The sequence below is a fragment of the Pseudomonas sp. R3-52-08 genome, from assembly GCF_003851745.1.
Lineage (GTDB): Bacteria > Pseudomonadota > Gammaproteobacteria > Pseudomonadales > Pseudomonadaceae > Aquipseudomonas.
On the sequence record NZ_CP027730.1, the window covers coordinates 3554897 to 3577000 of the forward strand.

Genomic DNA, 22104 nt, shown 5'->3' on the forward strand with positions numbered 1-22104 from the left:
CCCGATTTCATGGACGAAGCCAATCAAAATGTGGGAGGGGGCTTGCCCCCGATGGCGATGTGTCAGTCGAAATATCTGTCACTGATACACCGCTATCGGGGGCAAGCCCCCTCCCACATTGGGTCAGTATTTCCAAGGTATAAATTGCAGGGAGCCTTTTAATGCGCGTGATTCTTTTCAGCAGCCAGGCCTACGATCGCGAGAGTTTTCTCGGTGAGCCGCGCCCTCAGGGGATCGAGCTGCAATTCCAACCCGCCCGCCTCAATCTCGACACCGTCGCCCTGGCCGAACGGCACGAGGTGGTCTGCGCGTTTATCAACGATGACCTCAGCGCCCCGGTGCTCGAGCAACTGGCCAGTGGCGGTACGCGCCTGATTGCGTTGCGCTCGGCCGGCTACAACCATGTTGACCTGCACGCCGCCAAGCGCCTGGGCCTGAGCGTGGTGCGCGTACCGGCCTACTCGCCCCACGCCGTGGCCGAACACGCCGTGGCCCTGATCCTCGCCCTGAACCGGCGCCTGCACCGCGCCTACAACCGTACCCGCGATGGCGACTTCAGCCTGCACGGGCTCACCGGTTTTGATCTGGTCGGCAAAACCGTCGGCGTGGTCGGCACCGGGCAGATCGGCGCCACCTTCGCCAGGATCATGGCCGGTTTTGGCTGCCAGTTGCTGGCCTGCGACCCCTTCCCCAACCCTCAGGTGCAAGCCATGGGCGCGCGCTACGTGAGCCTGCCCGAATTGCTCGCCGAGGCGCAGATCATCAGCCTGCATTGTCCGCTGACCGCCGAGAGTAAACACCTGATCGACACCCGCGCCCTGGCACACATGCAACCGGGTGCGATGCTGATCAATACCGGTCGCGGCGGCCTGGTCGACACGCCGGCACTGGTCGAAGCGCTCAAGAACGGGCAACTCGGTTATTTGGGGCTGGATGTTTATGAGGAAGAGGCGCAGCTGTTTTTCGAGGACCGCTCGGACCTGCCCCTGCAAGACGACGTGCTCGCCCGCCTGTTGACCTTTCCCAATGTGATCATCACCGCCCACCAGGCCTTCCTGACCCGCGAGGCGCTGGCGGCGATTGCCGGCACGACGCTGGCCAATATTGCGGCGTGGGTCGATGGCCGCGCGCAGAACCTCGTCGAGGGATGATCAGCGGTCACATACCGGGCTCATGATGAGCCGGCACCCGTGATAGGATGCCGCGCCTATTTGGAGGATCCATGGCCGAACACGATTTCCGCTTCAGCTTGCTGAGCCCGCAACACACCCTGATCGAATGCCGCGCCCTGGTGCCGGGCCGTTATCAAGTCACCGGCAACGGTGGTTCGATCAAGCATGGCGACGTGCTGATCGTCACCCTGCGCGGCAGCAAAACCCTGTCGATGCGCCTGACCGTGGAAGGTGACGCGCGCTACTCCATCCGCCCGGCGGGCCAATGGGTCGCCATGGCCCTGGGGCCGAAATTCGGCGAGCTGGAGATTCACACCTGGAAGGTCAATTGCGACAGCTGCGACAGCGTGCTGGAGTTTGAATTCGCGGTGGAAACCAAGCTGACCAAAGAACCGCTGCAGCCGGCCGCCAACGCACGTATCAAAGAACTCGGCTGGGCCAGCGAAGGCGACAAGCACCGCTGCCCGAAATGCCAGCGGGCCGCACAATGAAGGGCCTGCTGCTGCTTGCCGCCGTGGGCGCGGCCCTGAGTGGCTGCGCCGGCGATGCGGCCAAGCTCAAGCAGGATCACAGCTATGTGGTGGAGTGGATAGGCGAGCGGCCCTTGATGGACTACGCGCACCTGACCGTCACCCTCGGTGCCGATGGGCGCGCCTATGGCAATGGCGGCTGCAACCACTGGTTTGCGCCGTACACCCTCGAAGGCGACAAGCTCAGCTTCGGCCCGATCGGCAGCACCCGCAAAATGTGCGCCGAGGCGTTGATGGAACAGGAGCACCGCTTCTTCCAGGCCCTGCAAGGCGTGCAGCGCTGGGACATCTCGCCGATCGAACAGACCCGCTTCTGGCCGGCCCAAGGCAAGCCGATTCGCCTGTGGCTGGAAGAAGGCTGATATTCCCAGTCGCTGAACCAATGGGGATCCAAATGTGGGAGGGGGCTTGCCCCCGATAGCGGTGTATCAGCCAGCAGTTATTCAACTGACCCACCGCAATCGGGAGCAAGCCCCCTCCCACATTGGCTCTGAGTTGATGCTTTAACCGCGCAGGGCCTTGAGCTTGGCCAACACCCCTTGCGCCGTCTGCTCACCCATCAGTTGTTCGCGCACCTTGCCTTTGTCATCGATGATATAGGTCACCGGCAGCGCCTCGCTGCGTGGAATATCGAAGATCCCCTCCGGGTTCTGCGCCAGCACGGTAAACTTGATGCCCAGCTTGTCGCTGGCGGCTTTGAGCTCCTCACCCTGCACATTGTCGAAATTGACCCCGAACACGCCCACGTTCTGCGCTTTGAGTTGCTCGGCCAAGGCGTTGAGCTCGGGGATTTCCGTGCGACACGGGCCACACCATTCAGCCCAGTAATTGACCACCAGCCACTGCTTGTCCAGGCGTTCGGCCGGTATTTTCTGGCCATACTGGTCAACGCCGTAATCGTTACCGCAGCCACTGAGCAGCAGGGTTGTGATGATCGCCAATGCACCGATCAGTCGCCTTGTCATGGGGTAATCCTTCGTAAAAATGAACGTTGGCTGCGGCCTATCGCCTCTTACGGTTTAAGGACGGCCCGCAGCGCAGGTAGAATACCCGCCACCTTACGCAAGATGCGACCCGCACATGACCGATCTGACGCTTTATCACAACCCGCGCTGCTCGAAATCCCGCGGTGCGCTTGAACTGCTGGAAGCCCGCGGCCTCACGCCTACCGTGGTGCGCTACCTGGAAACCCCGCTGAATGCGGCGCAAATACAGGCCCTGCTGGCCAAGCTTGGCCTGGGCGCCCGCCAATTGTTGCGCAGCGGCGAAGAGGAATACAAAAGCCTCAACCTGGCCGATGCCAGTCTCAGCGAAGCGCAGTTGATCGCCGCCATCGCCGAACACCCCAAGCTGATGGAACGTCCCATCCTGGAAACCGCCGATAAAGCCATCATTGGCCGTCCGCCGGAAAACGTACTGGAGCTGCTGCCGTGACTACCCCCTATGTGCTGGTGTTGTATTACAGCCGCAATGGCTCGGTCAGCGAAATGGCCCGGCAGATTGCCCGGGGTATCGAGCAAGGCGGCCTGGAAGCCCGGCTGCGCACCGTGCCGGCGATCTCCACCGAGTGCGAAGCCGTGGCGCCGAGTATCCCGGACGAGGGCGCGCTGTATGCCAGCCTGGATGACCTGAAAAACTGCTCGGGCCTGGCCCTCGGCAGCCCGACGCGTTTTGGCAACATGGCCGCACCGCTCAAGTACTTCCTCGATGGCACCAGCAACCTGTGGCTCACCGGCGCCCTGGTCGGCAAACCTGCTGGCGTGTTCACCTCCACCGCCAGCCTGCACGGCGGCCAGGAGACCACGCTGATGTCGATGCTGCTGCCGCTGTTGCACCACGGCATGCTGATCACCGGCCTGCCCTACAGCGAGCAGGCGCTGCTCGACACCCAGGGCGGCGGTACGCCGTATGGCGCCAGCCACCATGCCGGGCCTGATGGCAAGCGCATGCTCGACCCCCATGAAATCACCCTGTGCCGCGCCCTGGGCCTGCGCCTGGCAAAAACCGCCACGCTGCTGGAGAACGGCCGTGGCCAGGCAGCCTAAGGTCCTGCCGCCCCAGGCGTGGCTGGAGCCGCGGGTCAAGCTCGCGCGCGCACTCAGCCTTCTAGCGTTTTTTGGCCTGGTGGGCTTGTTGTGCGTGTACTACCTGTTCGTCGCCGACCTGCACGGGGCGCGTCCGTGGGTGATCCTGCTGATCGAACTGGTGCCGCTGCTGGTGCTGGCGCCAGGCATGATCCTGGGCAGCGCACGCGGGCATTCGTGGATGTGCTTTGTGGTGAATCTGTATTTCATCAAGGGCGCGCTGGCGGCGTATGACCCGAACCGGCAAGGGTTCGGGGTGCTTGAGATGGTGGCGAGCCTGGCGCTGTTTTGTACGGCGTTGCTGTATGTGCGCTGGCGCCACCAGTTGAATCGGCGGTTGGCGGCAGTCTGATACAGCAAGGTCTGGGACGCAGAGCGTCCTGGGCAGCATTCCCACGCAGAGCGTGGGAACGATCAATGGTTGACGGTGTAAGCCAGCATCATCGACAACTGGCACATCGGCCGCCCACTTTCGGCATGCCACTGGTTGAAGGCGCCCTGCACCGTCGCCAGGTCGCGCAGGCTGGTGGGCACCTTGTCGACGATCTTCTGCGCATTCAACGCCGCCACCACGTCATAGCTCGGCACGAACGTGTCCTTGCCCACCATGCGCAAAAAGCGCGGTGCCGACAGGCCGCCCAACTGGTGGCCGTGCTTGCTCAGGTACTTCCATAGCCCAACGATATCGGTGACCGGCCACTCGGCGATAAACGCGCCGAAGCTGCCCTTCTCCTGGGTGATATCCAGGATCATCTGCGCATTGCGCGGCACGCTCTTGAGCTTGCCCAGGTGACGGATAATGCGAGCGTCCTGCATCAGGCGTTCCAAATGCTCGGCGCCCATCAGCACGACTTTTTCCGGGTCGAAGCCAAAGAACACCTGTTCGAACGCCGGCCACTTGGCGTCCACCACGCTGTGCTTCAAGCCTGCACGGAACACGCGCAGCGCCAGGGTCGACAGGTAGCGGTCAGCGCTGATCCTGCGCAATTGCGCCGGGGTCTTGGGCACCGGCAGATGGGCTTCCAACTGGGCCGCTGAACCAAAACGGTTCAGACAATATTCGTGCAGCCACTTGTAATCGCGCATGCCCTCTCCTGGCAGGTGAAATGAAAACGGCGCCCGTGAGCGCCGTCTTTCAGAGCGTTGTAGAGCGTCAGAGGTTCACTACATTGACGAAACGCGACGCGGCGGTTTCATCGATTTTCAGGCTGGTGAAGTCGAACAGATTGCGGTCGGCCAATTGCGACGGGATCACATTCTGCAGGCTGCGGAAGATGCTCTCGGTGCGGCCCGGCGTCTTGCGTTCCCACTCCAGCAGCATGTCCTTGACCACTTGGCGCTGCAGGTTTTCCTGGGAGCCGCACAGGTTGCACGGAATGATCGGAAATTGCTTGAAGTCGGCATACGCCTGGATGTCCTTCTCGTTGCAATACGCCAGCGGGCGGATCACCACGTTGCGCCCGTCATCGGCACGCAGCTTGGGCGGCATGGCCTTGAGCGAGCCGTTGAAGAACATATTGAGGAAGAAGGTTTCGACGATATCGTCGCGATGATGCCCCAGGGCCATCTTGGTCGCGCCGATCTCATCGGCAAAGGTATAGAGCGTGCCACGCCGCAGGCGCGAGCACAGCGAGCAGGTGGTCTTGCCTTCGGGGATCAACTGCTTGACCACCGAATAAGTGTCTTTCTCGACGATGTGATACTCGACGCCCAGTTCCTTTAGATAGGCCGGCAGCACGTGCTCGGGAAAGCCTGGCTGCTTCTGGTCCATGTTGACGGCGACGATCTCGAACTTGATCGGCGCGACCTTTTGCAGGTGCAGCAGCACATCGAGCAGGGTATAGCTGTCTTTGCCGCCGGAAAGGCAGACCATGACCTTGTCGCCCTCCTCGATCATGTTGAAGTCGGCGACCGCTTCACCGGCCAGGCGACGCAGGCGTTTTTGCAGTTTGTTCTGGTTGACCGTAAGAGTGCCCATGGCGCTTGGATCCGCTGCAAGTGTGTGACGAAAAGCGGGGTATTTTAGCGACCTGAGCGCACTGGATTCAATGTGGGAGGGGGCTTGCTCCCTTTGAATGCATTGCCAGCTACAGACCGTGCCGCGATTAGCGCCTGTGTTTACAGCGCGATTTACTCTAAAGGCCCTACAGTTTTCCAGGACATCACTTCCTATACTGCGACTAGAGGTCGCACAACTATCCGGACCTTGCAGGCCATTTGGCCGGCAGCGCTCCGCTGGGGGGCGATGGTAATAACGACAGGAGTGACTGGCATGATCCATCACGTCGTGGGGCTGTTTACCCATCCCGATCAGGAATGGCGGGAAATTCGTGGCGATAAAGAAGAAAGCATCAGCCACATGTACCTCACCCATACCCTGGTTCTCGCGGCGATTCCCGCCGTCTCTGCATTTATCGGCACCACCCAGGTCGGCTGGGTCATCGGCAGCCGCGCACCGGTCATGCTGACCCAGGAAAGCGCGCTGTGGATGACCCTGATGTCCTACGCTGCAATGCTCGGCGGCGTGGCGGTGATGGGCGCGTTCATTCACTGGATGGCCCGCACCTACGACGCCAACCCCAGCATGGCGCGTTGCATTGCCTTCGCCACCTACACAGCGACGCCTCTGTTTATTGGCGGGCTGGCGGCGCTTTATCCGCACATGTGGCTGGGCATGGTCGTGGGCACGGCGGCGATCTGCTACACGGTATACCTGCTGTATGTGGGGCTGCCGACCTTCATGAGTATCGACCCGGATGAAGGCTTCCTGTTTTCCAGCTCGGTACTGGCTGTAGGACTGGTGGTACTGGTGGCGATCATGGCGTTTACCGTGATCGTCTGGGGCCTGGGCGTTGGGCCGATCTACACCAGTTAAGCCTTTTTTACCGCAGGCAAAGCCACCACAAGGTGGCTTTGTGCGTTATGCATGACCATTCGGCGCCTGACAGATTCGGAAACATCCTGCTTTGCGGCATACTGGACGTCTCTGGAGATATGTACAGCATGCCCGAGCAACTCAATACCCGCGTCGAAGATTGTTTCCTGCAAGCCGAATCCTTTTTCAAACGAAGCTTCAAACGCCCCAAGGTCAGCCTCAAGCTGCGGGGCCAGAAAGCCGGTGTCGCGCATTTGCACGAAAACCTGCTGCGCTTCAACCCTCAGCTTTACCGTGAAAACAGCCAACATTTCCTCAAACAAACCGTGGCCCACGAAGTGGCGCACCTGATCGCCCACCAACTGTTTGGCGAGCGTATCCAGCCCCATGGTGAGGAATGGCAGTTGATCATGCGTGGGGTTTACGAACTGCCGCCGGACCGTTGTCACACCTATGAAGTCAAGCGGCGTCAGGTGACGCGCTATATCTACCGGTGCCCATGTGCCAACAGCGACTTCCCGTTTTCGCCGCAGCGCCATGGGCTGGTAGGCCAGGGGCGGCGGTATTTGTGTCGGCGCTGTCGGCAGACCCTGGTGTTCACTGGGGAAACGCGGGTGGAATGAGGGCCTCATCGGGGGCACGCCCCCTCCCACACTTTGATTTGTGAATACATTCAAAATGTGGGAGGGGGCTTGCCCCCGATGGCATCAGAACAGTCACCCAACAACCTTGGCCTGGCGCAACTCCTCTATCCGCTCAGCACTGAACCCCAATTCCCCCAGCACTTCATCACTGTGCGCACCAACAGCCGCGCCAATATGCCGTGGCGCCGGCAAACCCTCGGAAAACTTCAGCGGGCAGGCGATCTGCGCCTGGGTCGAGCCATCGCCCCTCGGCACCTGGCTGATCAGCGCGCGCGCCTGCAGCTGCGGATGCGCTACCGCTTCACTCAAGTTCAACACCGGTTCCACGCACGCATCCACTCCAGCAAACAACGCGCACACTTCATCAAAGCTGCGTTTTTCGAATTCCACCTGCAGCGCCTGCTTGAGGGCCGGCTGCTGCTCAGGCTTGAGGCTGTGCAGCGCCAACTCCGGCCGCCCCAGCGCTTCGCACAATGGCTGCATGAAGGCCGGTTCCAGGCTGCCCACCGACATCCAACGCCCATCACGGGTGCGGTAATAATCGTAAAAACTGCCGCCATTGAGCACATGGTTTTCCCACGCCGGTTCCACCCCGCAGGCCAGGTAACCCGCGCCGGCCATGGCGTTCAGGCTGAACGCGCAGTCGGTCATGCTCACATCCAGGTACTGGCCGACGCCGCTCTGCTGCCGCGAGATGACCGCCGCGAGCAAGCCCACCACCGCATGCAACGACCCGCCGCCGATATCCGCCAGTTGCACGCCCAACGGCAACGGCCCACTGTCGCGCCGCCCGCTGTGGCTGGCCACGCCGGCCACGGCCAGGTAGTTGATATCGTGGCCGGCGCGATCCCTGTAAGGGCCGGTCTGGCCGTAGCCGGTGATCGACACATAGATCAGCCTCGGGTTGATCGCGTTCAAGGCCGCATACCCCAGGCCCAGGCGCTCCATCACGCCGGGGCGGAATTGTTCGATGAGGATATCGGTGCCCTTGACCAGCTCGAACACGATCTGCAGCGCCTCGGCCCGCTTGAGGTCCAGCGCCAGGCTGCGCTTGTTGCGATTGAGGTAGGCATGGCTCGCCGAGGTGCCGTGATCATGGGGCGGCAACACGCGCAACAGATCCATGCGCGTCGGCGATTCGATGCGCAGCACCTCGGCGCCCATGTCCGCCAGCATCAGTGAGGCGAATGGGCCGGGCAACAGGGTGGAAAAATCCAGCACTTTGAGGGACGCCAAGGGGCCTGTCATACAAACTCCGTTTCCGATTCGACGGTTCACAGCGTAGTCAGCCTTGAGCGTCGACGGCAATCGTCAGAACGATCAACCCCCCTGACCGTTTTGATCACGGCGGGCTTTTTCGTCGCCACGGCTTTATCATTGGCCCACGTTTTATTGGCAGAGTGTTCCATGAAGTTCGCGATTGCAGTGTTCAGCGCCGCCCACGCGCCCTCCTCGCGCCGCGCCCTGTTGTTCGCCCAGGCGGCCCTGGCCGGCGGGCATGAGATTGTGCGGCTGTTTTTTTACCAGGATGGCGTGTACAGCGCGTCCAATAACATCGTCGCGCCCCAGGATGAGCAAGACATCTCGCGCCAATGGCGCGAGTTCGTCAGCGCCCACCAGCTCGACGGCGTCGTGTGCATCGCTGCAGCCCTGCGCCGTGGCGTGCTCAACGCCGAGGAAGCCATGCGCTATCAACGCAGCGCGGTGAACCTGGAGGCGCCCTGGGCGCTGTCGGGCCTGGGGCAACTGCATGACGCGATCCAGGACGCCGACCGCCTGATCTGTTTTGGAGGTTCATGACATGGCCAAGTCATTGCTGGTGATCAGCCGCCAGGCACCGTGGTCCGGCCCCAGTGCGCGAGAAGCGCTGGATATCGTGCTGGCCGGTGGCGCGTTCGATCTGCCGATCGGCCTGCTGTTTCTGGACGACGGCGTGTTCCAGCTCGCACCGCACCAGGACGCCAAGGCCGTGCAACAAAAGGACTTGAGCGCCAACCTGCAAGCCTTGGGCCTGTTCGGCATCGATGACGTGTTCGCCTGCAGCCACAGCCTGGCCGAACGCGGGCTGGGTGTGCCGGCCAGCGCGCAGCCGTTGGCCCATGACGCCATTTCCCAACTGATTGACCGTTACGACCAGGTGATTACCCTCTGATGTCGACTCTACATGTGGTGTCCCACTCCCCCTTTACCGACAGCCGTCTCGACAGCTGCCTGCGCGTCTGTGCCAGCGCAGATGCGATCCTGCTGTGCGGCGACGGCGCCTACGGCCTGCGCCACCCGGCGCTGCATACCAAAGGCGTGAAGGTGTTCGTGCTGGCTGAAGACATGCAGGCGCGCAACCTGCCTTTGCCGGACTGGGCCGACAGCGTGGATTATCCGGGCTTCGTGCAGCTGTCGATCGACTATGACAAGGTCAATACCTGGTTATGAATACACTGACCGTAGGCACGCGCACCCTCGAACTGGACAAGGACGGCTACCTGGTCGACCTCGACGCGTGGTCTGCCGAAATTGCCGGCGCCCTGGCCGCTGCAGAATCGCTGGAACTGACCCCGGACCACTGGGAAATCCTCGAACTGCTGCGCGGCTTTTACGCGCAATATCAGCTGTCGCCGGCCACGCGCCCGCTGATCAAGTACGTCGCCTTGAACCTCGGCCCGGAAAAGGGCAACAGCCTGCACCTCAATAAACTGTTCAACGGCACTCCCGCCAAACTTGCCGCCAAGCTGGCGGGCCTGCCCAGGCCGACGAATTGCTTATGACCGACTTTGCCCCACTGACCCTCTCAACGCCTGAAGAGCACCCTTTTGCGCAGTTCGTGCGCATCCTCGGCAAAGGCAAGCGCGGCGCGCGCAACCTCACCCGTGAGGAAGCGCGGGAAGCCATGGGCATGCTGCTCGACGAAAAAGTCGAAGACACCCAACTGGGCGCCTTCCTCATGCTGTTGCGTCACAAGGAAGAAAGCCCAGAGGAGCTCGCCGGTTTCACCGAAGCGGTGCGCGAGCGCTTGAATCCGCCCGCCTTGAAGGTGGATATCGACTGGCCGACCTACGCCGGCAAAAAGCGCCATTTGCCGTGGTTCCTGCCGGCGGCCAAATGCCTGGCGCAAAATGGCGTGCGCATCCTCATGCACGGCGGCGGCGCGCATACGGCGGGCCGCCTGTACACCGAGCAATTGCTGGAGCGTTTGCAGATACCGTTGTGCCGCAATTGGCAGCAGGTCGAGGCGGCGTATGAACAAGGCAACCTGGCGTTTATCCCGCTGGGCGATTGGGCGCCTCAGTTGCAGCGCATGATCGACCTGCGCAACACCCTGGGCCTGCGCTCGCCGATCCACTCCCTGGCCCGCTTGCTCAACCCGCTGAATGCCCGTTGCGGCCTGCAAAGCATCTTCCATCCGGGTTACCAGGGCGTGCACCGCGATGCCAGTGGCTTGCTGGGCGACAACGTGATTGTGGTCAAGGGCGATGGCGGCGAAGTGGAAATCAACCCCGACACCCTCAGCCACCTGTACGGCACCACCGGTGGCCTGAGCTGGGACGAAGAATGGCCCGCCCTCTCCGCCCAGCGCCACGTCAAACCGGCGAGCCTGGAGCCTGAGCACCTGACCGCCCTGTGGCGTGGCGAGGTCGAGGACAGCTACCCGCAACTGGCGCTGATCGCGACCATGGCCCTGGCCCTGCGCGGCCTCGGACACACCCGGGAGCAGGCGTTCGAACTGGCCCGGCAGTACTGGGATGCGCGAGACAAATCGATTTAATCGATCATTCACCTCGGGTCTTTGCGCTTTTAGTTCGAACTCATCCCTTTAGACTGAGCTCCAACGCTTATTAGCCAAGGAGCCAGTCATGGGTTTGCTGATCGAAGGACACTGGAAAGACCAATGGTACGAAAGTAGCGCAGACGGCGCGTTCCAGCGTGAACAGGCGCAACGCCTCCACTGGGTGACCGCCGACGGCCAGCCCGGCCCGAGTGGCGAAGGCGGCTTCAAGGCCGAGGCAGGTCGCTATCACCTATACGTCTCTCTGGCCTGCCCCTGGGCCCACCGCACCTTGATCCTGCGCAAGCTCAAGGGCCTGGAAAGCCTGATCGACGTCTCGGTGGTCAGTTGGCTGATGCTGGAAAACGGCTGGACCTTCGACAAGGCCCACGGCTCCAGCGGCGACGCGCTCGACGGCTTCGACTTCATGCATCAGCGTTACACCGCTGATACCGCTGACTACACCGGGCGTGTCACGGTGCCGGTGTTATGGGACAAGCAGCTCAAACGCATCGTCAGCAATGAGTCGGCGGAGATCATCCGCATGTTCAATAGCGCATTTGATGAGCTGACCGGTAATACCCTGGATTTCTATCCCGACGCACTGCGCACGACCATCGATGCGCTGAACGAACGCATCTACCCGGCCGTGAACAACGGCGTGTACCGCGCGGGGTTCGCCACCTCGCAGCAGGCCTATGAAGGTGCGTTCGATGACGTGTTTGCCGAGCTGGACCATTTGGAACAGCACCTGGGCGAGCATCGCTACCTGGCCGGCGAATACCTGACCGAGGCGGATGTGCGGCTGTTCACCACGCTGATTCGTTTTGATGCGGTGTATTACAGCCACTTCAAATGCAACCTGCGGCGGATTGCCGATTATTCAAACCTGTCGAATTGGTTGCGGGAAATGTATCAGTGGCCGGGGGTGGCCGAGACGGTGGATTTTGAACACATCAAGGGGCATTACTATGCCAGCCACCGCACCATCAACCCGACGGGGATTGTGCCGAAGGGGCCGCTGCAGCGGTTTGACGTTGAGCATGATCGGAAGCGGTTGAATGGCAAAGGTGTGTGGAGCTGATCCGGATGATGGGCTGAAGCTGATGGCCTCATCGGGGGCAAGCCCCCTCCCACACTGATCGTTCCCACGCTCTGCGTGGGAATGCACCCCGTGACGCTAGCTGTACCGCGTGACGGGGAGCGTCCAAGGTGGCATTCCCACGCAGAGCGTGGGAACGATCAATGCTTTTAAGACTCAGACCTGGGCCTGGGCGCCTTCAAACCACTTCAGCTTCTCGCGCAACACCACCACCTCACCCACGATCACCAGCGTCGGCGCATGCACTTCATGCTCCGCCACCATGCGCGGCAAGTCGGCCAGGGTGCCGGTGAACACGCGCTGGTTGGCGGTGGTGCCTTGCTGAATCAAGGCTGCTGGCGTATCCGGCGCGCGCCCGTGCTTGATCAATTGCTCGCAGATGATCGGCAAGCCAATCAAGCCCATGTAGAACACCAGAGTCTGTGACGGCCCGACCAGGTCCTGCCAGGGCAGGTCCGAGGTGCCATTCTTCAGGTGCCCGGTGATAAAGCGCACCGACTGCGCGTAGTCACGGTGCGTCAACGGAATGCCCGCATACGCCGCGCAACCGCTGGCCGCCGTGATCCCCGGAACCACCTGGAACGGGATGCCATGGGCCGCCAATTCCTCGATCTCTTCGCCGCCCCGCCCGAAAATGAACGGATCGCCGCCCTTGAGGCGCAGCACGCGCTTGCCTTGCTTGGCCAGGTCCACCAGTTGTTGGTTGATCTGATCCTGCGGCACGGCATGATCGGCGCGACGCTTGCCGACGTACACGCGCTCGGCATCCCGGCGGCACAGTTCCAGGATCGCTGGAGCCACCAACCGGTCATACAACACCACGTCGGCTTGCTGCATCAGGCGCAAGGCGCGGAAGGTCAGCAGGTCCGGGTCGCCCGGGCCTGCACCCACCAGGTATACCTCACCCGGTGCGTAAGGCGGCGCGCCATTGACCTTTTCGATCAACAGACGCTCAGCCTCATCGCCCTGCCCGGCCAGTTGCCGATCGGCAATCGGGCCCTGGAACACTTCTTCCCAGAACGCCCGGCGCTGCTGCACATCCGGGTACAAACTTTTGACCTGGGCACGAAAACGCGCCGCCAACCCGGCCAACTGGCCATAGGTGGACGGAATCCAGGTTTCCAGCTTGGCGCGGATCAAGCGCGCCAGTACCGGCGCATCGCCGCCGCTGGACACCGCGATCACCAATGGCGAACGGTCGACGATCGCCGGGAAGATCACGCTGCACAGGGCCGGCGCATCCACCACATTGACCGGTACACAGCGCCGCTTGGCATCACTGGACACTTGCGCGTTCAGTGGCTCGTCGTCGGTGGCCGCGATGATCAGCACGCAACCGTCGAGGTCCGTCTCCTGATAACCGCGCACCATCAGGTCCCCGCCACTGCCCAGCACCAGTTCACGCAACTGGTCTTCGATCTGGGGAGCAACCACCCGCAGCAACGCCCCGGCATCGGCCAGCAGCCGGGATTTGCGCAAGGCAATCTCCCCGCCGCCGACGACCAGCACACGACTGCCGCGCAGGTTATGAAACAGCGGCAGAAATTCCATTTAGCCGATGACCTCGACGCCCGCCATGTACGGCTTGAGCACCTCAGGCACACGAATCGAACCGTCGGCCTGCTGGTAGTTTTCCAGCACTGCCACCAGCGTACGGCCTACCGCCAGGCCCGAACCGTTGAGGGTGTGCACCAGTTCCGGCTTGCCGGTTTCCGGGTTGCGGAAACGCGCCTGCATGCGTCGGGCCTGGAAATCACCGCAGTTGGAGCACGACGAAATCTCGCGGTACTTGTCCTGGCTCGGCACCCACACTTCGAGGTCGTAGGTCTTCACGGCGCTGAAACCCATGTCGCCGGTGCACAACGCCAGCACGCGATACGGCAGTTCCAGCAACTGCAGGACGCGCTCGGCGTTGGCCGTCAGGCCTTCCAACGCTTCCATGGATTTGGACGGCTCGACCACCTGGACCATCTCGACCTTGTCGAATTGGTGCTGGCGGATCATGCCACGGGTGTCGCGCCCCGACGCGCCGGCTTCACTGCGAAAGCACGGGCTGTGGGCGACGAATTTCAACGGCAGTTGTTTGGCATCGAGGATTTCGCCAGCGACGATATTGGTCAGCGACACTTCGGCGGTCGGGATCAGGTACAGGTCGGCTTCGCCGTCGCGGCTGATCTTGAACAGGTCTTCCTCGAATTTCGGCAACTGGCTGGTGCCCATCAACGCCGGCGCTTGCACCAGGTACGGGGTGTAGGCCTCTTCGTAACCGTGCTCGGCGGTGTGCAGGTTGATCATGAACTGCGCCAGGGCACGATGCATGCGCGCAATCGGGCCACGCAACAGGGCGAAACGCGCGCCGGACATTTTCGCGGCGGTTTCGAAATCCAGGCCGCCGGTCAATTCGCCCAGGGCAACGTGGTCCTTGATGTCGAAATCGAAGGCTTTGGGCGTGCCCCAGCGGCGCACTTCAACGTTGCCGTCTTCGTCCGCGCCAATCGGTACGGATTCGTGGGGCAGGTTGGGGATGCCCAGCAGGATCGAATCCAGCTCGGACTGGATCTTGTCCAGCTCGGCTTTGCCGTCGGACAGCTCGGTGCCCATGCGCTCGACGTCCGCCATCAACGGCGCGATGTCTTCGCCGCGCTGCTTGGCCTGACCGATGGACTTGGAACGCGCATTCCGCTCAGCCTGCAGTGCTTCGGTGCGGGTCTGGACGGTCTTGCGCTGTTCTTCCAGCGCTTCGATGCGCGCAACATCCAAGGCAAAGCCACGGGATGCCAGGCGGTCCGCTACGTCCTGAAGGTTGCTACGTAACAGTTTGGAATCGAGCATGTCGGTCTCTCGTTTATCAAAGTTTGGTCAAGGACAGGCCGGCCCAAGTGGCGAGCAGCCCGCCGAATACGCTGATAGCTGCATAGCCAATCGCCAGCAGCACTTGCCCGCTTTCCAGCAGGCGTACGGTATCCAGTGAAAATGATGAAAAGGTCGTCAGGCCGCCAAGGAAGCCAACCATCAGTCCGGCGCGCACCTCAATCGGTACTTCGGGACGCACCAGGAACAGGCCGTATAAAACACCGATCAACAGGCAGCCCACGATATTAACGGCCAGCGTCGCGGTATAGAAGTGCTTGGGCCAATTCGCGTTGATCCAGTTACCCGTCGCAAAGCGCAGCAGTGTACCCGCGATACCGCCCGCCGAGACGGCGACCACTAGAGGAATCATGATTTTCTCCGCTGCCTGGGACTTAAACGATCGAGTGCGGCCAGATGATTGAGCTTCTCACCGATCTTCAGCTCCAGGCCACGGGGCACCGGCTGATAGAGCGGCAACGGTTCCAGCTCATCGGGAAAGTAGTCTTCACCGGCCGCGTAAGCGTCCGGCTCATCATGGGCATAGCGGTACTCGTCACCGTAACCCAGCTGCTTCATCAACTTGGTCGGTGCGTTGCGCAAGTGCATCGGCACTTCGAGGGAACCGTGTTCGGCCGCTGCGCGCAGCGCCGACTTGAAGCCCATGTACACCGCGTTGCTTTTGGGCGCGCATGCCAGGTAGGTAATGGCCTGGGCCACCGCCAGCTCGCCTTCCGGGCTGCCGAGGCGCTCTTGCACGTCCCAGGCGGCCAGGCACAGGCTCAGGGCGCGCGGGTCGGCATTGCCGATGTCTTCGCTGGCCATGCGCACCACGCGGCGCGCCAGGTATAACGGGTCGCAACCGCCGTCGATCATGCGCGCAAACCAGTACAGCGCGCCGTCCGGGTTGGAGCCACGGACGGATTTGTGCAGCGCCGATATCTGGTCGTAGAACGCTTCGCCGCCCTTATCGAAACGCCGGCGTGTGTCGCCCAGCAGGCTTTGCAGCAGGTCGACGCCAATCTCGCCGCCATCTTCGGCAAGGTCCGAGGCGTTCTCCAGCAGGTTGAGAAACCGCCGGCCATCGCCATCGGCGGCGGTGAGCAGGATCTTGAAGCCCTCTTCACTGACGCTCAGCTGGCGCTTGCCAAGCCCCTTGTCTTCGGTCAAGGCGCGCTGCAACAGCTTCTGCATCGCCGCCTCGTCCAGGCTCTTGAGCACGTAGACGCGCGCCCGCGAGAGCAGCGCGTTATTCAATTCGAACGAAGGGTTTTCGGTGGTGGCGCCGATAAAGATCAGCGTGCCGTCTTCGACGTACGGCAGGAACGCATCCTGCTGGGACTTGTTGAAGCGATGCACTTCGTCGACGAACAGGATGGTGCGCTTGCCGTATTGCCCGGCCTGCTGCTTGGCGATTTCAACCGCCTGGCGGATTTCCTTGACCCCGGCCAGCACGGCGGAGACCGTTTCGAAGTGCGCATCCGAGACCTTGGCCAGCAGCCGCGCCAGGGTGGTTTTACCCACCCCCGGCGGCCCCCAGAAAATCATCGAGTGCAGCGCACCCTGCTCCAGAGCTTCGCGCAGGGGCTTGCCGCGAGCGAGCAGGTGTTCCTGACCGACGTACTCGTCCAGGTTGGTCGAGCGCAGGCGCGCGGCCAGAGGCTGGGCAATCGGGTCACTTCGAAACAGATCCATGGGCAGCGTTTGAAACCTCTGGGGAGTTTATTCCTGGATCACGTCGGCACCCTTGGGGATGTCGAACTTGAACTTGGAGGCGGGCACCGGCTGGTTGGCCTTGACCCCGGAGAACAGGATATCGGTGCGCTGGCCGACGCTGTCGATCAGGCGCATGTTATTGATCACACCGTTGCCGAACGACAGTTGCAGGCTGTCAAACAGCGTGTCCTTGGATTTTGGCTTGAGGGTGAATTCGATCACGTTGCTGGTTTGCTTGGAGGTGATATCGAAACTGTCGTTGATCTTCGATACATCGCCCGACAGCAGCAGCGCTGGCGTCTGGTTCAGCCGTGGGTCGAGCTTCTTGATGGTCGCCTGCTCCAGGTCCGGGTCCCACAGCGTGACTTTCTGGCCGTCGGAAACGATGGTCTGTTCGGCCTTGCCTTCGGTATGCCAGTAGAACAGGCCAGGACGCTGCACGGCCATTTCGCCCGCGGTTTCCTGCAACTGGGTGCCACCCGCGTCCAGGGTCAGCTGGGAAAAGCGCGCGGTCAGGGTCTGGGATTTGTCCAGCAGGTTCTTCAGGCTGGCCACCGAAGCCGGGTCAGCGTGAGCCGAAGCGGCGGTCAGGGCCAGTACCGGCAACAACAGCATGCGGATAATGCGCATGGGAATCCTCATTGAGTAATCAGGGCGCGCCGCGTGCTGCCACGCGGCGCGGGATCAGTCGCGCATCTGCCCGGGGGCGATGATTTCACGCGAGCCGTTGGTGTTCATTGCGGTGACGACGCCAGCGTTTTCCATGGCCTCGATCATGCGGGCTGCGCGGTTGTAGCCAATCTTCAGCTTGCGTTGCACCGCAGAAATCGAGGCGCGACGGCTTTCCAGCACGAACGCCACGGCCTCGTCGTACAGCGCGTCGGTTTCGGCGTCATCGTCGCCACCGCCGCTGCCGCCGTCGAAGCCGCTACCGGCCTCTTCAACGCCGGCGAGGATCTCGTCGTTATATTCAGGTGCGCCACGCAGTTTCCAGGCTTCCACCACGCGATGCACTTCATCGTCGGACACGAAGGCACCGTGCACACGGATCGGCAGGCTGGTGCCGGGCGGCATGTAGAGCATGTCACCGTGGCCCAGCAGTTGCTCGGCGCCGCCCTGGTCGATGATGGTCCGCGAGTCGATCTTGCTCGACACCTGGAACGCCATGCGCGTGGGGATGTTGGCCTTGATCAGGCCGGTGATCACATCCACCGACGGCCGCTGGGTCGCGAGGATCAAGTGGATCCCGGCCGCACGGGCCTTCTGGGCAATACGCGCGATCAGTTCTTCGACCTTCTTGCCGACGATCATCATCATGTCGGCGAATTCGTCGACCACCACCACGATGGTCGGCAACTTGGTCAGCAGCGGCGCTTCGTCGTGAATGTTCTCGCGCTTGTACAGCGGGTCGGTCAGCGGTGTGCCGGCGTCCTGGGCTTCCTTGACCTTGGCATTGAAGCCAGACAGGTTACGCACGCCCATCTTCGCCATCAGCTTGTAGCGACGTTCCATCTCGGCGACGCTCCAGCGCAGGGCGTTGGCGGCGTCCTTCATGTCGGTGACCACCGGGCACAGCAGGTGCGGAATGCCTTCGTAGATCGACAATTCCAACATTTTCGGGTCGATCATGATCAGCTTGGCGTCGTCCGGGCCGGATTTGAACAGGATCGACAGGATCATTGCGTTCACGCCCACCGACTTACCGGAACCGGTGGTACCGGCCACCAGCAGGTGCGGCATTTTCGCAAGGTCGGTGATCACCGGCTTGCCGCCGATGTCATGGCCGAGGGCCAAGGTGACCGGCGATTTGAAATTGTCGTATTCCGGGGTCGACAGCACCTCGGAGAACCGCACGATCTGGCGGTCTTCGTTGGGAATCTCGATGCCCACGGTGGTTTTGCCGGGAATCACTTCCACCACGCGCACGCTGGTCACAGCCAGGGAACGGGCCAGGTCTTTGGCCAGGTTGGAAATACGGCTGACCTTGACGCCCGCAGCCGGCTGGATTTCGTAACGGGTAATCACCGGGCCTGGGTGAATCGAGTCCACCGACACTTCGACCCCGAATTCCTTGAGCTTGATTTCCAGCAGGTGGCCAACGGCCGCCAGGGATTCGGGCGAGTAGTTGAGTTGTTTCTTTTCCGCCGGGTCGAGAATCGAGATCGGCGGCAGGGTGCCTTCGACGGCGCTGTCGATGAACAGCGGGGCCTGCTTTTCTTTCTGCACGCGATGGCTTGGCTCGGGCGCCTTGGGCGGCGCGGGAGCGATCACCGGCGGTACCTGCTTTTCGCGGTCCGACATGTGCTTGCTCAGGGCCTGTTCGCGCTCGATCAGGCGCTCCTTGACCTTGGCCTGCTCGCGGCGGTCAGGCGTGCTGGGGGCCACCACCTCGTTGACGCGGGTGTCCACTTCGCGCAGCTGCGCAACCATTTGCTTGCGCTCGACACGCGCCGCCCACCAGCGGTTGGCGGCCCCCTGGAACAACTCGAACAGATCGAGGGTGATCTTGCCGGTCACGTCCATCACTTTGAACCAAGACAGGTCGGTGAACACCGTAAGGCCGAACAGAAACAGCGCGATGAACATCAGGGTGCTGCCCTGGATATTCAGGGTGCGGCGCGCCAGGTCGCCCAGGCTTTCGCCCAGCGCCCCGCCCGCACCTGCTGGCAAACCGGTGGGCGCGTGGAAATGGATATGCGCCAGGGCGGCGCCGGACAACACCAGGAACACCAGCCCGATCAGGCGCCAGGAAAACAGCCAGCCGCTCCACTGCCACGGCTCATGCCGCTGGCGGAAGATCTGCCAGGTCTTGATCGCCAGCAGCAGCGGGAAGATGTACGCGAAATAACCGAGAATCATGAACAGGATATCGGCGCTGTAGGAACCCACCGGGCCACCGAAATTCTGCACGTCGTCGATTTTGCTGTTATGGCTCCAGCCAGGATCGTCCTTGCCATAGGTGAGCAAGGCCATCATCAGGAACAGGCACAGCGCGCCGATAGCGATCAGCGCACCTTCCTTGAGTCGGTAATGCAGGTGCTGACGCCAGGCCGGCACGACTGCTGCTTTGGGTGTTGCGGCGGATTTCTTCAAAACGGGTCTTTTCCTGCGCCTTTTAGCGCGTCCATCTGTTGAATGACTGCACACGACTGCTCTGTCCCGAGCAGCTGAAAAATGACGAATGTTGCTGAATCTACTTTTAACACTGCGTAACGCATAGGCGAAATGGCGATAACGCCACGATCGCCGCATTGTACGGGTTTGCGTGCGCGATGCCACGCACTTGCCCGTCACCCGGCAGCGTGAACCCTCCAGGTGTTGCAGCCTGTTCAATTTGAGCATGCATTGTCTTTGCTGACAAAGGCTTATGCGCTGTATTTAGCAAACCAGGCAAGCTTGGCAAATGGCCTGCACTGGCCAGACCCGATTACGACCGCGCCTTATGCACAGAGTTGCAGAAACACCCTTACACGCTAATCCGCGCCGAAAACCTATTCGGGCTGGCCCCGTGGCGCTGTGTCGACAATAATCACCGCTTGGGGCAGGCGCCCAATAACCTGCCACTCCCCTCCCCTTCCGTAAGCCTGGATGCCATGCTGACCTGGTTACAACGCGACACCCTCACATTCCCGCCACTGGCCAAGGCCATGCGCGAACCCAACGGCCTGCTTGCCGCCGGCGGCGACCTCTCAGCCGAACGGTTGATTCAGGCCTATCGTCACGGCTGCTTCCCCTGGTTCTCCGAAGGCCAACCGATTCTCTGGTGGTCGCCGGACCCACGCACAGTGATATTCCCCGACGAGCTGCATGTCTCGCGCAGCCTCGGCAAATTATTGCGCCAACAGCGCTATCGCGTGACCTTCGACCAGGACTTCGCTGCGGTTATTCAAGGCTGTGCGGCGCCACGCGCCTATGCCGATGGCACCTGGATCACAGAAGGCATCCAGAGCGCCTACCTGGAGCTGCATCAGCGTGGTTACGCCCACTCGGTGGAGGTGTGGGACCAGGGGGAACTGGTCGGAGGCCTTTACGGCCTGGCGATGGGCCAATTGTTTTTTGGTGAATCGATGTTCAGCCGCGCCGACAACGCCTCCAAATTCGGCTTCGCCACGCTGACCCGGCAATTGCAGGCCTGGGGCTTTGTGCTGATTGACTGCCAGATGCCCAACGACCACCTGCACAGCCTGGGCGCACGCGCCATACCGCGCAGTGAATTCGCGCAGTGGCTGCGCAATCATCTGGACGCACCCAGCTCGGGGCCGTGGGTTTCTTAAGCGGCATCCGCGTACCTGGCTTACACTTATTTCAAAGCTTATCCCGAGGGTTGATCATGACCGAGTTGGCGCGCTTGAAGTTCTATGCCACTCAAGCCCACTCTTGCAGCTATCTGCCCGACGAGCAGGCCACCACGCTGTTCCTCGATCCCAGCCAACCGATGGACGTGCATGTGTACGCCGACCTGTCGGAGATGGGCTTTCGGCGCAGCGGCGATCACCTGTACCGGCCTCACTGCCAAAATTGCAACGCTTGCGTGCCGGCGCGGATTCCGGTGGCGCAATTTGTGCCGGATCGCAACCAGAAGCGCATTCTCAAGCGCAACGCCGACCTGACGGTAAATGCGGTCAAACCGCAGTACAGCGAAGAATACTTCGATCTTTATCAACGCTACATCGAACAGCGCCACGCCGACGGCGATATGTTCCCGCCCAGCCGCGATCAATTCTCCACCTTCCTGGTGCGTGACCTGCCTTTTTCGCGCTTCTACGAATTCCGCCTCGACGGACGGCTACTGGCGGTCGCGGTCACCGACCTGCTGCCCAACGGCCTGTCGGCGGTGTACACCTTCTATGAACCCGCCGAAGAGCGCCGTAGCCTGGGACGCTTTGCCATTCTCTGGCAGATAGGGGAAGCACTGCGCCTGGAACTGGAGGCGGTGTACCTTGGATACTGGATCAAGAACTGCAAAAAGATGAACTACAAGACCCAATATCGGCCCATTGAACTGCTGATTAATCAAAGATGGGTAACGCTTAACTAGAACCCCTTGGCTTGAACACCCTTTTTCGGGCACAATGCACGCCGCTTTTGCCTGGCGCAGTTGCACCGGGCCATTCACTGGATACCGAGGGCTTTACTGCATGTCGAAAGAAGACAGCTTCGAAATGGAAGGCACTGTCGTCGACACCCTGCCCAACACCATGTTTCGTGTGGAGTTGGAAAATGGGCACGTCGTAACCGCGCATATCTCCGGCAAGATGCGCAAGAACTACATTCGTATTCTTACCGGTGACAAAGTGCGCGTCGAGCTGACGCCCTATGACTTGAGCAAAGGGCGCATCACTTACCGCGCTCGCTAAGCAAGTCAATACAA

General features: G+C 61.6%; 27 protein-coding genes. 17 read left to right on the forward strand and 10 right to left on the reverse strand.

Annotated elements, in window-relative coordinates; all coding sequences use genetic code 11:
* Positions 1–161 precede the first annotated feature (161 nt).
* The 3 genes from C4J91_RS16180 (at position 162) to C4J91_RS16190 (ending at position 2064) form a co-directional block, all read left to right on the forward strand.
* Positions 162–1151, forward strand: a complete 990-nt coding sequence (locus tag C4J91_RS16180; protein ID WP_124363261.1) for a 2-hydroxyacid dehydrogenase — start codon at positions 162–164, stop codon at positions 1149–1151.
* A 71-nt stretch (positions 1152–1222) separates the two neighbouring features.
* On the forward strand, positions 1223–1663 hold the full coding sequence (locus tag C4J91_RS16185; RefSeq protein ID WP_124363262.1) for a hypothetical protein: 441 nt from the start codon (positions 1223–1225) through the stop codon (positions 1661–1663).
* A complete protein-coding gene (locus C4J91_RS16190; RefSeq protein WP_124363263.1) occupies positions 1660–2064 on the forward strand; it encodes an META domain-containing protein in 405 nt (134 codons plus the stop codon). Before C4J91_RS16185 ends, C4J91_RS16190 begins: the two co-directional genes overlap by 4 nt.
* 141 nt (positions 2065–2205) lie before the next feature.
* On the opposite strand, the gene C4J91_RS16195 is transcribed toward C4J91_RS16190, so the two are convergent.
* Positions 2206–2667 (reverse strand): TlpA disulfide reductase family protein, encoded by a 462-nt coding sequence (locus C4J91_RS16195; protein ID WP_124363264.1) that lies wholly within the window; start codon positions 2665–2667, stop codon positions 2206–2208.
* A gap of 115 nt (positions 2668–2782) precedes the next feature.
* Between C4J91_RS16195 and arsC the strand changes: the two genes are divergently transcribed.
* The 3 genes from arsC to C4J91_RS16210 are packed head-to-tail and all read left to right on the forward strand — an operon-like array spanning position 2783 to position 4138.
* Entirely contained in the window at positions 2783–3136 is a 354-nt protein-coding gene (arsC, locus tag C4J91_RS16200; RefSeq protein WP_124363265.1) for an arsenate reductase (glutaredoxin), read from the forward strand.
* The gene (gene wrbA / locus C4J91_RS16205; protein WP_124363266.1) at positions 3133–3747 is read left to right on the forward strand and encodes an NAD(P)H:quinone oxidoreductase; all 615 of its coding nucleotides are present in this window, start codon (positions 3133–3135) and stop codon (positions 3745–3747) included. Before arsC ends, wrbA begins: the two co-directional genes overlap by 4 nt.
* Positions 3731–4138, forward strand: a complete 408-nt coding sequence (locus C4J91_RS16210) for a DUF2069 domain-containing protein (protein WP_124363267.1) — start codon at positions 3731–3733, stop codon at positions 4136–4138. Before wrbA ends, C4J91_RS16210 begins: the two co-directional genes overlap by 17 nt.
* 62 nt (positions 4139–4200) lie before the next feature.
* Here the strand turns inward: C4J91_RS16210 and C4J91_RS16215 are convergent, their stop codons facing one another.
* Together C4J91_RS16215 and ttcA are read right to left on the reverse strand one after the other, a co-directional pair.
* Positions 4201–4872: a DNA-3-methyladenine glycosylase I gene (locus C4J91_RS16215; RefSeq protein ID WP_124363268.1), complete on the reverse strand. Its 672-nt coding sequence runs from the start codon at positions 4870–4872 to the stop codon at positions 4201–4203.
* 67 nt (positions 4873–4939) lie between these two features.
* Complete coding sequence (ttcA, locus tag C4J91_RS16220) at positions 4940–5764, reverse strand: tRNA 2-thiocytidine(32) synthetase TtcA (protein ID WP_124363269.1); 825 nt, start codon at positions 5762–5764, stop codon at positions 4940–4942.
* 294 nt (positions 5765–6058) lie between these two features.
* Between ttcA and C4J91_RS16225 the strand changes: the two genes are divergently transcribed.
* The gene (locus C4J91_RS16225) at positions 6059–6661 is read left to right on the forward strand and encodes a Yip1 family protein (protein WP_124363270.1); all 603 of its coding nucleotides are present in this window, start codon (positions 6059–6061) and stop codon (positions 6659–6661) included.
* A 128-nt stretch (positions 6662–6789) separates the two neighbouring features.
* Positions 6790–7284, forward strand: coding sequence for a SprT family zinc-dependent metalloprotease (locus tag C4J91_RS16230; RefSeq protein ID WP_124363271.1), 495 nt, complete (start codon positions 6790–6792; stop codon positions 7282–7284).
* Positions 7285–7377: 93 nt separating this feature from the next.
* On the opposite strand, the gene C4J91_RS16235 is transcribed toward C4J91_RS16230, so the two are convergent.
* Positions 7378–8553: a CaiB/BaiF CoA-transferase family protein gene (locus C4J91_RS16235; RefSeq protein WP_124363272.1), complete on the reverse strand. Its 1176-nt coding sequence runs from the start codon at positions 8551–8553 to the stop codon at positions 7378–7380.
* A 159-nt stretch (positions 8554–8712) separates the two neighbouring features.
* Here C4J91_RS16235 and tusD point away from each other — a divergent pair, with 159 nt between their 5' ends.
* From tusD to C4J91_RS16265, 6 genes are all read left to right on the forward strand, one after another.
* Complete coding sequence (tusD, locus tag C4J91_RS16240) at positions 8713–9105, forward strand: sulfurtransferase complex subunit TusD (RefSeq protein WP_124363273.1); 393 nt, start codon at positions 8713–8715, stop codon at positions 9103–9105.
* A gap of 1 nt (position 9106) precedes the next feature.
* Positions 9107–9457: a sulfurtransferase complex subunit TusC gene (tusC, locus tag C4J91_RS16245; protein ID WP_124363274.1), complete on the forward strand. Its 351-nt coding sequence runs from the start codon at positions 9107–9109 to the stop codon at positions 9455–9457.
* Positions 9457–9735 (forward strand): sulfurtransferase complex subunit TusB, encoded by a 279-nt coding sequence (gene tusB, locus C4J91_RS16250; RefSeq protein ID WP_124363275.1) that lies wholly within the window; start codon positions 9457–9459, stop codon positions 9733–9735. Before tusC ends, tusB begins: the two co-directional genes overlap by 1 nt.
* Positions 9732–10067 (forward strand): TusE/DsrC/DsvC family sulfur relay protein, encoded by a 336-nt coding sequence (locus C4J91_RS16255; protein ID WP_124363276.1) that lies wholly within the window; start codon positions 9732–9734, stop codon positions 10065–10067. The genes tusB and C4J91_RS16255 overlap by 4 nt, the downstream gene beginning before the upstream one ends.
* Positions 10064–11065: a glycosyl transferase family protein gene (locus C4J91_RS16260; RefSeq protein WP_124363277.1), complete on the forward strand. Its 1002-nt coding sequence runs from the start codon at positions 10064–10066 to the stop codon at positions 11063–11065. The genes C4J91_RS16255 and C4J91_RS16260 overlap by 4 nt, the downstream gene beginning before the upstream one ends.
* A gap of 88 nt (positions 11066–11153) precedes the next feature.
* Positions 11154–12149 carry a glutathione S-transferase family protein gene (locus tag C4J91_RS16265; protein WP_124363278.1) on the forward strand — a complete coding sequence of 332 codons (996 nt, stop codon included), beginning with the start codon at positions 11154–11156 and terminating at the stop codon, positions 12147–12149.
* A 174-nt stretch (positions 12150–12323) separates the two neighbouring features.
* Here the strand turns inward: C4J91_RS16265 and cysG are convergent, their stop codons facing one another.
* From cysG to C4J91_RS16295, 6 genes are read right to left on the reverse strand one after another with little or no spacing between them, the layout of a single operon-like run.
* Positions 12324–13718 (reverse strand): siroheme synthase CysG, encoded by a 1395-nt coding sequence (cysG, locus tag C4J91_RS16270; RefSeq protein ID WP_124363279.1) that lies wholly within the window; start codon positions 13716–13718, stop codon positions 12324–12326.
* Positions 13719–14999: a serine--tRNA ligase gene (gene serS / locus C4J91_RS16275; RefSeq protein ID WP_124363280.1), complete on the reverse strand. Its 1281-nt coding sequence runs from the start codon at positions 14997–14999 to the stop codon at positions 13719–13721.
* Between the two features lie 16 nt (positions 15000–15015).
* The gene (gene crcB / locus C4J91_RS16280) at positions 15016–15390 is read right to left on the reverse strand and encodes a fluoride efflux transporter CrcB (protein WP_124363281.1); all 375 of its coding nucleotides are present in this window, start codon (positions 15388–15390) and stop codon (positions 15016–15018) included.
* On the reverse strand, positions 15387–16712 hold the full coding sequence (locus tag C4J91_RS16285; RefSeq protein ID WP_124363282.1) for a replication-associated recombination protein A: 1326 nt from the start codon (positions 16710–16712) through the stop codon (positions 15387–15389). The genes crcB and C4J91_RS16285 overlap by 4 nt, the downstream gene beginning before the upstream one ends.
* A gap of 27 nt (positions 16713–16739) precedes the next feature.
* On the reverse strand, positions 16740–17363 hold the full coding sequence (gene lolA / locus C4J91_RS16290) for an outer membrane lipoprotein chaperone LolA (RefSeq protein WP_124363283.1): 624 nt from the start codon (positions 17361–17363) through the stop codon (positions 16740–16742).
* 54 nt (positions 17364–17417) lie between these two features.
* A complete protein-coding gene (locus C4J91_RS16295; RefSeq protein WP_124363284.1) occupies positions 17418–19826 on the reverse strand; it encodes a DNA translocase FtsK in 2409 nt (802 codons plus the stop codon).
* A gap of 500 nt (positions 19827–20326) precedes the next feature.
* On the opposite strand from C4J91_RS16295, the gene aat reads away from it, so the two are divergent.
* The 3 genes from aat (at position 20327) to infA (ending at position 22090) form a co-directional block, all read left to right on the forward strand.
* Positions 20327–21007, forward strand: a complete 681-nt coding sequence (gene aat / locus C4J91_RS16300; protein WP_124363285.1) for a leucyl/phenylalanyl-tRNA--protein transferase — start codon at positions 20327–20329, stop codon at positions 21005–21007.
* Positions 21008–21063: 56 nt separating this feature from the next.
* Positions 21064–21771 (forward strand): arginyltransferase, encoded by a 708-nt coding sequence (locus tag C4J91_RS16305; protein WP_124363286.1) that lies wholly within the window; start codon positions 21064–21066, stop codon positions 21769–21771.
* Between the two features lie 100 nt (positions 21772–21871).
* Positions 21872–22090, forward strand: a complete 219-nt coding sequence (gene infA / locus C4J91_RS16310; RefSeq protein WP_002553999.1) for a translation initiation factor IF-1 — start codon at positions 21872–21874, stop codon at positions 22088–22090.
* Positions 22091–22104: the final 14 nt, after the last annotated feature.

Coding starts and splice junctions, on each gene's coding strand:
- C4J91_RS16180 (WP_124363261.1), top strand. CDS start 162: ATGCGCGTGATTCTTTTCAGCAGCCAGGCCTACGATCGCGAGAGTTTT.
- C4J91_RS16185 (WP_124363262.1), top strand. CDS start 1,223: ATGGCCGAACACGATTTCCGCTTCAGCTTGCTGAGCCCGCAACACACC.
- C4J91_RS16190 (WP_124363263.1), top strand. CDS start 1,660: ATGAAGGGCCTGCTGCTGCTTGCCGCCGTGGGCGCGGCCCTGAGTGGC.
- C4J91_RS16195 (WP_124363264.1), bottom strand. CDS start 2,667: ATGACAAGGCGACTGATCGGTGCATTGGCGATCATCACAACCCTGCTG.
- arsC (WP_124363265.1), top strand. CDS start 2,783: ATGACCGATCTGACGCTTTATCACAACCCGCGCTGCTCGAAATCCCGC.
- C4J91_RS16215 (WP_124363268.1), bottom strand. CDS start 4,872: ATGCGCGATTACAAGTGGCTGCACGAATATTGTCTGAACCGTTTTGGT.
- ttcA (WP_124363269.1), bottom strand. CDS start 5,764: ATGGGCACTCTTACGGTCAACCAGAACAAACTGCAAAAACGCCTGCGT.
- C4J91_RS16225 (WP_124363270.1), top strand. CDS start 6,059: ATGATCCATCACGTCGTGGGGCTGTTTACCCATCCCGATCAGGAATGG.
- C4J91_RS16230 (WP_124363271.1), top strand. CDS start 6,790: ATGCCCGAGCAACTCAATACCCGCGTCGAAGATTGTTTCCTGCAAGCC.
- C4J91_RS16235 (WP_124363272.1), bottom strand. CDS start 8,553: ATGACAGGCCCCTTGGCGTCCCTCAAAGTGCTGGATTTTTCCACCCTG.
- tusD (WP_124363273.1), top strand. CDS start 8,713: ATGAAGTTCGCGATTGCAGTGTTCAGCGCCGCCCACGCGCCCTCCTCG.
- tusC (WP_124363274.1), top strand. CDS start 9,107: ATGGCCAAGTCATTGCTGGTGATCAGCCGCCAGGCACCGTGGTCCGGC.
- tusB (WP_124363275.1), top strand. CDS start 9,457: ATGTCGACTCTACATGTGGTGTCCCACTCCCCCTTTACCGACAGCCGT.
- C4J91_RS16255 (WP_124363276.1), top strand. CDS start 9,732: ATGAATACACTGACCGTAGGCACGCGCACCCTCGAACTGGACAAGGAC.
- C4J91_RS16260 (WP_124363277.1), top strand. CDS start 10,064: ATGACCGACTTTGCCCCACTGACCCTCTCAACGCCTGAAGAGCACCCT.
- C4J91_RS16265 (WP_124363278.1), top strand. CDS start 11,154: ATGGGTTTGCTGATCGAAGGACACTGGAAAGACCAATGGTACGAAAGT.
- cysG (WP_124363279.1), bottom strand. CDS start 13,718: ATGGAATTTCTGCCGCTGTTTCATAACCTGCGCGGCAGTCGTGTGCTG.
- serS (WP_124363280.1), bottom strand. CDS start 14,999: ATGCTCGATTCCAAACTGTTACGTAGCAACCTTCAGGACGTAGCGGAC.
- crcB (WP_124363281.1), bottom strand. CDS start 15,390: ATGATTCCTCTAGTGGTCGCCGTCTCGGCGGGCGGTATCGCGGGTACA.
- C4J91_RS16285 (WP_124363282.1), bottom strand. CDS start 16,712: ATGGATCTGTTTCGAAGTGACCCGATTGCCCAGCCTCTGGCCGCGCGC.
- lolA (WP_124363283.1), bottom strand. CDS start 17,363: ATGCGCATTATCCGCATGCTGTTGTTGCCGGTACTGGCCCTGACCGCC.
- aat (WP_124363285.1), top strand. CDS start 20,327: ATGCTGACCTGGTTACAACGCGACACCCTCACATTCCCGCCACTGGCC.
- C4J91_RS16305 (WP_124363286.1), top strand. CDS start 21,064: ATGACCGAGTTGGCGCGCTTGAAGTTCTATGCCACTCAAGCCCACTCT.
- infA (WP_002553999.1), top strand. CDS start 21,872: ATGTCGAAAGAAGACAGCTTCGAAATGGAAGGCACTGTCGTCGACACC.